This is a genomic window from Leptolyngbya sp. PCC 6406, from assembly GCF_000332095.2.
Classification (GTDB): Bacteria; Cyanobacteriota; Cyanobacteriia; order Phormidesmidales; family Phormidesmidaceae; genus PCC-6406.
The window spans coordinates 3854105-3861102 of record NZ_KI913949.1; the positions used below are offsets into that span (position 1 = coordinate 3854105).

Annotated in this window: 4 protein-coding genes; all 4 read left to right on the plus strand. The window is 56.0% G+C overall.

The window, feature by feature from the left end; all coding sequences use genetic code 11:
• Positions 1 to 812 precede the first annotated feature (812 nt).
• The 4 genes from LEP6406_RS0217010 (at position 813) to LEP6406_RS0217025 (ending at position 6820) form a co-directional block, all read left to right on the plus strand.
• Positions 813 to 2423, plus strand: a complete 1611-nt coding sequence (locus tag LEP6406_RS0217010) for a ferredoxin--nitrite reductase (protein WP_008313486.1) — start codon at positions 813 to 815, stop codon at positions 2421 to 2423.
• Between the two features lie 95 nt (positions 2424 to 2518).
• On the plus strand, positions 2519 to 3823 hold the full coding sequence (locus LEP6406_RS0217015) for a CmpA/NrtA family ABC transporter substrate-binding protein (protein WP_008313485.1): 1305 nt from the start codon (positions 2519 to 2521) through the stop codon (positions 3821 to 3823).
• Positions 3824 to 3927: 104 nt separating this feature from the next.
• Positions 3928 to 4767 carry a nitrate ABC transporter permease gene (ntrB, locus tag LEP6406_RS0217020; protein ID WP_008313484.1) on the plus strand — a complete coding sequence of 280 codons (840 nt, stop codon included), beginning with the start codon at positions 3928 to 3930 and terminating at the stop codon, positions 4765 to 4767.
• 46 nt (positions 4768 to 4813) lie between these two features.
• On the plus strand, positions 4814 to 6820 hold the full coding sequence (locus tag LEP6406_RS0217025; protein WP_008313483.1) for an ABC transporter ATP-binding/substrate-binding protein: 2007 nt from the start codon (positions 4814 to 4816) through the stop codon (positions 6818 to 6820).
• Positions 6821 to 6998 lie beyond the last annotated feature (178 nt).

Below are 6998 nucleotides of genomic sequence, written 5' to 3' on the forward strand. Positions count from 1 at the left end.
TGGGGCATGGGGGTGAGGGGGTGGGTGGGTGATGGGGTGATGGGGTAGGGGGGTGATGGGGTAGGGGCGCGGTTTCCGCTCCCAATGCAGGATGTCGCCATTGGACATGATGCCTGTGCCCAATTATCGAGAGATACCGCGAAAATTTTTGATCCCCGCGATCCCCGCGATCGCGGCCAACAGTTCGCATCACATTCAGGTATTCAGAAATACCGCGACCGCCGATTCCCACAAAGTTTGCCATGAACAAATGGCGGGCAGTCATGCAGATATCACATTGAAGTCATGCGCAATCGGCCATGGATGGCCCAATCTCAATGCCTACAAGTTGCAGACAAGTAAGGTCCAGTGCCTCATTCAACAATTGCTCTAGAGCGAGTCGAATGACAAAGCTGCCGACAATCAAGACTCTGCATGAGGCCGAAAAACTGCCCCCGAAGTCCCATAAAACCCTTGTAGAGAAAGCTTTCTGGACTCAACACCACCCATCACCTACACCCTGCATTGGGCTAGAGAATCTGCCCTCCACATTTCATGGAACCCTTGCAGCGGAGAGGTTCCCAGTCACCGTCGAATTGCAGTGCGGTTACCCAGAAGCCATATTCCATGTATTTATTGCATTAAGACCATGCAATAAATGCGAGCCAAACGTTTTTTTGTGCCTAAAGACACAAAATCTATAAATACTCCGGGCTAGTTTGTTGACCAATGAATCGTCCTGAATTGCCGAAATTAGAAAGTGATTGTTTTTATGGATTGAGGAAACCGTCATTATCAGCCACATCAATCCAGATAGGTTGTGATCGGGCAAAATGTGCTTTTATCGACAGGTCAGCATTGTGGTGAATACAGTCTCTAAAGCAGATAGTAAAATCAATAAATTTGAGAAATTAAAGGCCGAAAAAGATGGTCTAGCTGTCAAGGCAGAACTGCTTAAATTTGCTGAAATAGGCTGGGAAGCAGTAGACGAAACGGATCTGACCCACCGCCTGAAATGGCTGGGTATCTTCTTCCGACCTATCACCCCTGGGAAATTTATGCTGAGGCTACGGGTGCCCAGTGGGGTGCTTTCGAGCCAAAAAATGCGAGTTTTGGCGGAGGTCGTCCAACGCTATGGCGATGATGGCAGTGCCGACATTACCACCCGCCAAAATATTCAGCTTCGCGGCATTCGTCTGGAGGATATTCCCGATATTTTTCAGCGCTTTGAAGCAGTAGGACTCACCTCAATTCAGTCTGGTATGGACAATGTCCGCAACATCACCGGCTCTCCGGTGGCGGGCATTGATGCCAACGAGTTGATCGACACCCGAGGGCTAGTGCGGTTGGTGCAGGACATGATTACGGGCAATGGTGAGGGCAATGCCGACTTCACCAACCTGCCCCGCAAGTTCAACATCGCCATCGAAGGGGGGCGGGATAACTCCGTCCACGCCGAAATCAATGACATCGCCTTTGTGCCCGCCTACCGCGAAGGACGGCTGGGATTCAATGTGCTGGTGGGGGGCTTTTTCTCCGCCCGTCGTTGTGAGGCGGCGATTCCCCTCCATGCCTGGGTCGCCCCCAACGAAGAGGTCATCGACCTGTGTCGCGCCATTCTAGAGGTCTACCGCGACCATGGGTTGCGGGCTAATCGCCAGAAGTCCCGGCTTATGTGGCTCATTGAGGAATGGGGCATGGAGCGGTTCCGGTCCGAAGTGGAGCAGGTCTATGGCCGGCCCCTGCCCAGTGCTGCCCCCAAGGATGAAGTGGACTGGGACAAGCGGGACCACATTGGTATCCATTCCCAAAAGCAGCCGGGGCTCTATTTTGTGGGGCTGCATGTGCCGGTGGGGCGGCTCAGTGCCTCAACCATGCTGGACTTAGCCCGCTTGGCGGAGGTCTACGGAGATGGTGAACTGCGCCTGACCGTGGAGCAGAACGTCATCATCCCCCATATTCCAGAGTCCCGGATGGCGGCTCTGTTGAAGGAACCCCTGCTGGAAACCTTCTCGATTGAGCCCAGCCCTCTGGTGCGATCGCTGGTGTCCTGTACGGGAGCCCAGTTTTGCAACTTTGCCCTGGTGGAAACGAAGCAGCGGGCCTTGGCCTTGGCGCGATCGCTAGATCAAACCCTGACCCTGCCCCGCCCAGTGCGGATCCACTGGACCGGATGTCCTAATTCCTGCGGTCAGCCCCAGGTGGCCGACATTGGCCTCATGGGCACCAAAGCCCGCAAGGACGGCAAGGTCGTAGAGGGAGTCGATATCTACATGGGGGGCAAGGTGGGCAAGGAAGCTCAACTGGGCACCTGTGTCCAAAAGTCCGTACCCTGCGACGACCTCTTCGCCGTACTTCAGGACTTACTGAGCACCCACTTTGGGGCCACCCCCAAAGTCGAACCCACCCTCAACGGCAGTGTCCAGATCGAGACCTCAGGATAGCGTCTGTCCCCTGTCCCTTTCTGCGCTGTACACCTACACCTACACCTACACCTACACCTACACCTACACCTACACCTAATCGGAGACAGATACCCATGACCCGTTTGAACCGTCGCAGATTTTTGATGACCGCTGGTACCGCCGCCGCTGGCACCATCCTGCTCCATAGCTGTAGTGGTGGCTCTAACTCGGGCACCACCGCTGTCGAGGTGGAGATTGATCCCGCTGATGCCCCGGAAACCCCTGCGGCAAAACTAGGTTTCATTGCCCTGACCGATTCCGCTCCCCTGATCATCGCCTCGGAAAAAGGTTTCTTTGCCAAGTACGGCATGACCGAGGTGTTGGTGGAAAAACAAGCCTCCTGGGGTACCACCCGCGATAACTTGGTGCTGGGCTCCGGCGGCGGCGGCATTGATGGAGCCCACATCCTCACCCCCATGCCCTACCTAATTTCCGAGGGTATCGTCACCGATGGGCGCAAGGTACCGATGTATATCCTGGCCCGCCTCAATACCAATGGTCAGGGCATATCCCTCTCCAATGATTATTTGGATTTGGAAATTGGTGTGGATAGCGCTCCCCTGAAGGAAGTCTTTGCCCAGCGCAAAGCGGCGGGGAATGAACTCAAGGCTGCTATGACTTTCCCTGGAGGAACCCACGACTGCTGGATTCGCTACTGGCTGGCGGCGGGGGGTATTGACCCCGACCAGGATATCTCCACCATTGTGGTACCACCGCCCCAAATGGTGGCCAACATCAAAGTAGGGAACATGGACGCCTTCTGTGTGGGAGAGCCTTGGCCCCTGCAAACGGTGAACCAAAAGATTGGCTATAACGCCATTACCACGGGTGAGTTTTGGAAGGATCACCCTGAGAAAGCGTTGGGAATGCGGGCCGACTGGGTGGATGCAAATCCCAAGGCCACTAAAGCATTGCTGACCGCTACCCTGGAGGCTCAAATCTGGTGTAGTCAGCCGGAAAATAAGGAGGAGATGTGTCAAATTCTCTCCAAGCGGGCCTGGTTTAACGTCCCTTACGACGACATCATTGACCGTTCCATCGGCAAGTTTGACTATGGCACGGGCAAGGTTCTAGAGCAGCCCGATCTGATGCAAAAGTACTGGAATGACTTTGCCTCCTATCCCTTCAAGAGCCATGATCTCTGGTTCCTGACGGAGAACATTCGCTGGGGCTACCTGCCCCCGGAAACGGATATTCAAGCCATGGTAGATGCGGTGAACCGGGAAGATCTCTGGAAGGAAGCCGCGATCGCACTAGGTCAGGAATCCGCCATTCCCGACAGTACCTCCCGTGGGGTTGAGACCTTCTTTGACGGCATCACCTTTGACCCCGAGGATCCCCAGGACTACCTGAACAGCCTTGCCATTAAGCGCGTATAGGGATTGCTGGGAAGGAGTAAGGGCAGGAAATCCTACGCCCCAACTCCTTCCCATGGTTCCCCTGCATCCCTCCCCCTAGCTCTCCAGCACTTAGAGGTATCTCCATGACTGCACCCTTGAAGATTCGTCGGCGACGATCGCGATTTGAACCCCAACCCCTAATCAAGTTTGCCTACGAGCAGATCAAAGCCCTAATTCCTCCGGTCATTGCCATAGTCATTTTCCTCGTAATTTGGCAATTGCTAACCAACAGCCCTGATGCCAATCTCCCCAGTCCCATCCGCACCATTAAAGATACCTGGGAGCTGATTATCGATCCCTTCTTCGATAATGGCGGCATTGATAAGGGGCTGTTTTGGCAGCTTTTCACGAGTCTCCAGCGGGTTGCCTTGGGCTTTTCCCTGGCCGCCATTGTGGGCATTGGCTTGGGTATTTTGGTCGGCACTAATCGCATCATGTACCAGGCTCTAGACCCCATCTTTCAGGTCTTGAGAACGGTACCCCCCTTGGCTTGGCTTCCTATTTCCCTAGCCGGATTTCAGCAGGCTAATCCCTCCGCAATTTTTGTTATTTTCATTACGGCGATTTGGCCCATTATCATCAACACTACGGAGGGGGTTCGCCAAATTCCCCAGGACTACAACAATGTCTCGCGGGTGCTGCGGCTAAACCGCCAAACCTACTTCTTCAAAATTCTCTTCCCCGCCACGGTGCCCTATATTTTCACCGGGCTCAAGATTGGCATTGGTCTATCCTGGTTGGCGATTATTGCCGCTGAGATGCTAATCGGCGGTGTGGGCATTGGCTTCTTTATCTGGGATGCCTGGAACAGTTCTCGGGTCAGCGATATCATCATCGCCGTTATCTATGTAGGCATTGTCGGTCTATTGCTGGACAAGTTCATTACCTTCCTCGGTAATCTGGTGGTTTCTGAGGAAAAATAATTCTTGTTTCACCATCCCATTATTTGACCTTCATTGCTTAGGCATCATGGCTATTTTTGCTGAAGTTGATCACGTTGATCGCGTATTCTCTCTACCCGATGGGGGCACCTATGTGGCCCTGACTAATATTGATCTCAAAATTCGCAAGGGGGAGTTTGTGTCCCTGGTGGGTCACTCGGGTTGTGGTAAATCCACGCTGTTGAACCTGATTGCGGGGCTGGATCAGCCCACACGCGGGGGGATTGTACTGGAGGGACGACAGGTGACGGAACCTGGCCCCGATCGCATGGTGGTGTTTCAAAACTATTCCCTCTTGCCCTGGCTGACGGTGCGAGAAAACATTGCCCTAGCGGTGGATGCTGCCATGAAGCAGTTCTCCCCAGGGGAGCGAAAGGACATTGTGAATCACCACATCGACATGGTGGGGCTACGGGCAGCGGCGGATAAACGCCCCGCCCATCTATCGGGGGGCATGAAGCAACGGGTTGCGATCGCGCGTGCCCTCGCCATTCGTCCCAAGCTGCTGTTGCTAGATGAACCCTTTGGAGCCTTGGATGCCCTGACCCGAGGCGGGTTGCAGGAACAGTTGATGCGCATTTGCCAAGAGAACGAAGTCACCTGCATCATGGTCACCCACGATGTGGATGAGGCGCTGCTGTTGTCGGACCGGGTGGTCCTGATGACCAATGGCCCAGCGGCCTACGTCGGGCAGATTCTAGATGTCACCATTCCCCGCCCCCGCACTCACATGTCGGCGGTGGAGCATCCCAGTTACTACAGTCTGCGGGGCGAAATTGTGTACTTCCTGAACCAGCAGCGGCGGGCGCAGCGCCAGCGACTGAAGCAGGTAACGCCCGTGGCCCTGAACGGGTTAGAAAAGATCAATCTGGAATTGGGCTTCATTCCCCTCACCGACTGCGCCCCCCTCGTCGTGGCCCAGGAGCGGGGCTTTTTTGCCAAACAGGGCCTCACCCAGGTCACCCTGCGGCGGGAGCCCAACTGGCAGGCCATTGAAATGGGTATCCGTCAGGGTCGGTTGGACGCGGCCCAAATGGTGGCGGGAATGCCCCTGGGCATGACCCTGGGGATCAAGGGCAAGCCTTCGGTGACCGTGACCACGGGCCTGACCCTCTCCCGCAACGGCAATGCCATCACCTTCCATCGCCGCTTCTACGCCGATGGCGTGCGAACCTTGGCGGATTTCAAAGCCTTCCTCACCGCCCACCCCGACCAAAAGCCCACCCTGGCTATGGTCCACCCAGCCTCTATGCAAAACCTGATGTTGCGCTACTGGCTGGCCTCCGCAGGGATTGACCCTGAGCGGGACGTAAATCTGATCGTGATTCCCCCGGCCCAGATGGCGGCTAACCTGAAGGCGGGCAGCATCGATGGCTACTGCGTTGGTGAGCCCTGGAATTCCCGAGCGGTTCATGAGGGGCTGGGCTTTGTCATAGCTACCGATGCCGATATCTGGTCGGGCCATTGTGAAAAGGTGCTGGGGGTGCGGGAGGACTGGGCCGAGGCCCATCCTCAAACCCACCTGGCGCTGATCAAGGCACTGCTGGAGGCGTGCCAATACTGCGATGATCCCCGCAACCGAGAGGATGTGCTGTCCCTCATCTGCCGCCCCGAGTACGTGGGCTCTGACCCGGTGTACACCCGCCCCGGCCTCATCGATCCCTACGATCGCGGCACCGATGCGCCCCAGATGATTCCCCGGTTCAACCAGTTCTTTGTGGACAAGGCCAACTGCCCCGATCGCACGGAGGCACTGTGGATGATGGCCCAAATGGCCCGCTGGGGCATCACGCCTTTCCCCCGCAACTGGATCGAGGTGCTGGACCGGGTCCGGCGCATGGAAACCTTTACCACCGCTGCCCAGGCTGTCGGGATGCCGGATATTGGCCGAGATCGCGGTCCCATCACCCTATTTGATGGCGGCACCTTCAACCCCGACGACCCCATCCACTACCTGGAAGGCTTGACCTACAAGGGAGAGATTCGAGTCCAAGAGGTGCCCTTGGAAGCGGTTGCCCCCAGTGCAGCGGCGTAGATTTCCCCGTATTGGGTGTGAGGGTAGGAGGGTGTGAGGGTAGGAGGGTGGATGAGTAGCTGTCATCTGGAAAACCGCGATGGACCCGCCCCTCACGAGACCTTGAACTCAAAACTCCTATCCCTTGTCACCTGTCACCCCCCTGCATTGGGCGCGGAAACCACGCCCCTACGGCGAC